The organism is Streptomyces sp. ActVer, from assembly GCF_027270795.1.
In the GTDB taxonomy this organism is placed as follows: domain Bacteria; phylum Actinomycetota; class Actinomycetes; order Streptomycetales; family Streptomycetaceae; genus Streptomyces; species Streptomyces umbrinus_A.
On the sequence record NZ_JAPWHT010000657.1, the window covers coordinates 1 to 4044 of the forward strand.

At 71.2% G+C, this 4044-nt stretch carries 3 protein-coding genes and 1 pseudogene; 1 reads left to right on the top strand and 3 read right to left on the bottom strand.

Annotated elements, in window-relative coordinates; genetic code table 11:
* A pseudogene (locus O3Q52_RS49870) lies at positions 1–186 on the top strand (RNA 2',3'-cyclic phosphodiesterase); the annotation flags it as partial.
* Between the two features lie 248 nt (positions 187–434).
* Here the strand turns inward: O3Q52_RS49870 and O3Q52_RS49875 are convergent.
* The 3 genes from O3Q52_RS49875 to O3Q52_RS49885 form a co-directional block, all read right to left on the bottom strand.
* Positions 435–1427 (bottom strand): aldo/keto reductase, encoded by a 993-nt coding sequence (locus O3Q52_RS49875; protein ID WP_269655050.1) that lies wholly within the window; start codon positions 1425–1427, stop codon positions 435–437.
* Positions 1428–1549: 122 nt separating this feature from the next.
* Complete coding sequence (locus O3Q52_RS49880) at positions 1550–3250, bottom strand: methyltransferase (protein ID WP_269655051.1); 1701 nt, start codon at positions 3248–3250, stop codon at positions 1550–1552.
* A gap of 89 nt (positions 3251–3339) precedes the next feature.
* Positions 3340–4044 (bottom strand): FAD-dependent monooxygenase (locus O3Q52_RS49885; RefSeq protein WP_269655052.1); only part of this gene is annotated, 705 nt, incomplete at its 5' end.

Sequence of the window (4044 nt, forward strand, 5' to 3'; positions counted from 1 at the left end):
CGGGAGGAGACGGACTTCGGTCCTTACGTGGCTGTGCTGGACGGGTTCGAGGGGCGGGGGTGGACGGTCGGTGAGCTGTGTCTGATGCGGAGTCGGCTGCCTGCCTCGGGGGTGCCGGGGGAGCAGCCGCGGTATGAGGTGTACGGGCGGTGGGCCCTCGGCGGACCCCTCGCCGGGGGTGGCTGAGGGAGGGGCGGTTAGGCTCGGTGGCGTGGACCCGAAGACGCGTAACCGGATCATGGCCGGGGTGCTTGTGATGATGTTTGTTGTGGTGGCGATGGCGGCCGCGGTCGGCAGGTAGCCGTTTGCCTCCGGCGGCGGGTTGTCGGCTGCGGGCCCGTTGTGGCTGGTCGCGCCCACGCGGCGGAGCCGCATATGTCACAGCCCCGCGCCCCTTCAGGGCGCCCCCGTCGGGGCGCCCTTTCCACGTGCCGCTACCAGGCGAAGGCCTCCGGAGAAGGGCCCGGGCCAGGGAAGATCTCGTCGAGGCCGGTCAGCAGGTCCTCGCTCAGTTCCAGTTCGACGGCCCTGAGTGCGGAGTCCAGTTGCTCGGCGGTGCGGGGGCCGACGATCGGGCCGGTGACGCCGGGGCGGGTGAGGAGCCAGGCCAGGGCGGCCTCGCCGGGCTCGACGCCGTGCTTGTCGAGCAGGTCCTCGTACGACTGGATCTGGGCGCGGATGGCGGTGTTGGCGAGGGAGTCGGCGGCCCGGCCGCTCGCCCTGCGTCCGCCCTCGACCTCCTTCTTGATGACACCGCCGAGCAGACCGCCGTGCAGCGGCGACCACGGGATGACGCCGAGCCCGTACTCCTGCGCGGCCGGAATGACCTCCATCTCGGCGCGGCGCTCGGCGAGGTTGTAGAGGCACTGCTCGCTGACGAGGCCGATGGTGCCGCCGCGCCCGGCGGCGATCTCGTTGGCCTGGGCGATCTTGTAGCCGGGGAAGTTGGAGGACCCGACGTACAGGATCTTGCCCTGCTGCACGAGTACGTCGATGGCCTGCCAGATCTCCTCGAAGGGAGTGCGGCGGTCGACGTGGTGGAACTGGTAGACGTCGATGTAGTCGGTCTGGAGCCGCTTCAGGCTCGCGTCGACCGCACGGCGGATGTTGAGCGCGGAGAGCTTGTCGTGGTTGGGCCAGGCGTCGCCGTCGGCGGCCATGTTCCCGTACACCTTGGTGGCCAGCACGACCTTGTCGCGCCGCTCGCCGCCCTTGGCGAACCAGTTGCCGATGATCTCTTCGGTACGGCCCTTGTTCTCGCCCCAGCCGTACACGTTGGCGGTGTCGAAGTAGTTGATCCCCGCGTCCAGCGCCGCGTCCATGATCGCGTGGCTGTCGGCCTCGTCGGTCTGCGGACCGAAGTTCATGGTCCCGAGCACGAGTCGGCTGACCTTGAGTCCTGTGCGTCCCAGCTGCGTGTACTTCATGGCTCATAGCCAACGTCGTGGAGTGCGCTCTAGGCAACACCACTCCTGGGACACGTCCGGCCGATCATGCGCGCACGCGGGGCGGACGCCCGCCGCCCCGCGTGCGACAAGGAGCTCGACTCCTAGGGTTTGGATCCGGTGTTCGCCGGGCCGGTCCCGCGGACGTGCAGCACGCTGCCGTCCAGGGGCAGCGCGGACACGCCCACCAGAGTGAGGCCCGCGTCGGCGAACAGGCGGGCGTAGTGGTCGGCGCTCCGTTCGCGGCCGCCGACGTTGCACATCATGTGCAGGTCCCAGGCCGTGGCCAGCGAGGCCGAGCCGTCGGCGGGCAGGACGCGTTCGACGACGAGCAGATCGGCGGTGCCGGGCATCGCACGGGCGCAGTGGCGCAGGATCTCGACACAGCGGTCGTCGTCCCAGTCGTGCAGGACGCGCGACAGGACGTAGACGTCGCCGCCCGCGGGTGCGTCCGCGAAGTCGCCCGCCCGGAAGGTGCACCGCTCCGCGTGGCCGGCCGCGCCGAGGAGGCGGCGGGCGGTCTCGACGGTGTGCGGGCGCTCCAGCAGGATGCCGTGCAGGCGGGGATGTGCGGAAAGGATTCGGCCGAGCAGTTCCCCGTTGCCGCCCGCGATGTCGACCACGGTGGCCCCTTCGGCCGCCGCGGTGAGAACCGGGTGGACGGGCAGCGGGTCGAACATCCGTGAACCGGCGGCCATGGACCGGTCGAAGAGTTCGGCGAGTGCGGGATCGCGGGCGAAGTGGTCGAAGTGGTTCTCGCCGAAGCGCTGCTCGAAGGCGACCTGTCCGGTGCGCACGGTGTGGTCGAGCCCGGCGAAGGACTCGTAGAACGGTCCCCCGTACATCAGCGCCAGCGCCCGCATCGACCCTTCGGCGTCCGCGCGCAGCAGCCCGCCGGTGTCCGTGAGCCGGAAACCGTCGCGGTCCTCGCTCACCACGCCGAGCATGGCGAGGTAGCGCAGCAGGGTGGCCAGGTTCGGCGCCAACACATCGACGTCCCGCGCCAGTTCGGACAGTCCGACGCTCCGTTCCTCGTCCATCGCGTCGGCCACGTCGAGGCGTACGAACGCGGCCAGAGCCTGTGTCGTCCACGCCCCGGTCAGCAGGCGCAGCAGGGTCTCGGCGGGCTGCCGTCCGCGGTGCTCGTCGAGGTGGGCGGCGAGGACGTCACGGTGGTCGCCGGGAACGTACAGCTCCACGCGCCGGTACCCGGCCTTGGCCTCGGCGGGCGCGGTGAAGTAGAACACCGTGCCGTTCTCGTGCGGGTTGTAGCCGCCGCCGTCCGGGGTCGCACCGTACCGCCCGAAGGCCGCGCACAGGCCGCGCAGCACCAGCGGGTCCGGAGTCGCGACCTCGAAGGCGACATGCGTCTCGTGCTGTTGCTCCCGCTCGTGCGCGGCGACCGTGTCGAGGTCCGACCCCGGCGGCACGGTCAGCGCGAACACCTCGACCCGGCGCCGCGCCCCGTCCAGGCACTCCACCACGGGGCGCAGAATGCCGACGTCGAGCTCCGCCGCACTCCGTTTGTGCCGTACGGCGAGACGCTCGCGCACGATGACACTCGGCCGCGGCGGCGCGTCCGCGACGAGCCCGCAGTCGGCGAGCGTGGCGCTCAGCGCGGCCTCGTCGGGCGGGAAGACGAGCAGCGCCGCGTGCGAGAAGTCGCAGCGCTCCGCCACGGCCCGCAGCTCCGGGCCGTCGAGCCCGGGAAGCAGGAGCCGGAGCAGCGTGGCGGTGTCCTGTTCCTTGACGAAGTCGACCGTCGCGCGCAGGCGGGACGTATCGCCCGACAATGTCGTGATCATTGCGGGTGGATCCTCATTCCGGGGTTCGGATGTACGCGTACGGACGTACGCGGGTGCGGAGTTGGGAAGCAGCGACGGGATATGAGGGGCTATACGCCGACGTAGTGCTCGGCGAACCAGTCCTGGTGGCTGCGCGAGGTGCGCAGCGAGGTGAGGCGGGAGCGGCGCAGGGAGTTGTGGAACAGCGACTCGCCGTCCACGCCGGACGGGCCGTGCAGCAGCCCGATCATCCAGTGCGAGAACTCCTGCGCACGCCAGATGTGCCTCAGACACCGCGCCGAATAGGCGTCGAGGCCCTCGGGGTTCTTGGCAGTGAGGTCGTCGATCAGGGCGTCGGCCAGGACCGCCGCTTCGAGGACCGCCAGATTGGCGCCCTTCGCGGCGGACGGGCTGATCAGACCGGCGGCGTCGCCGACGAGGAACAGCGCGCCCTGGCGCAGCGGTTCGAGCACGTCGGACTCCAGGTCGACGACGGAACGCTGCACCACGCGCCCGCGGCGCAGCGGCCCGTACTCCCGCGCCCGCATCCGCAGCTCCAGCTCGTCCCAGATCCGCTCCTCGGACCAGGCGTCGGCCGGGGTGCCGCGCTCGCACTGCAGGTAGTAGCGGGTGACCTCGCTGGTGCGGGCCATGTGTCCGGCGAACCCGTGCTCGTGCACCGCGTAGCCGACGGCGTCCAGACTGGGCGGCGCCTCGGCGAGCAGACCGAGCCAGGTGACGCCGTGATCGCGGTGGTGGCGGACCGTGCCCATCGGGCTGAGGGCGCGGCCGCCCAAAGCAGACCGGCACACCGG

Excerpts from the sequence above, each read along its gene's own strand:
- O3Q52_RS49875 (WP_269655050.1), bottom strand. The coding sequence starts at position 1,427 with ATGAAGTACACGCAGCTGGGACGCACAGGACTCAAGGTCAGCCGACTC.
- O3Q52_RS49880 (WP_269655051.1), bottom strand. The coding sequence starts at position 3,250 with ATGATCACGACATTGTCGGGCGATACGTCCCGCCTGCGCGCGACGGTC.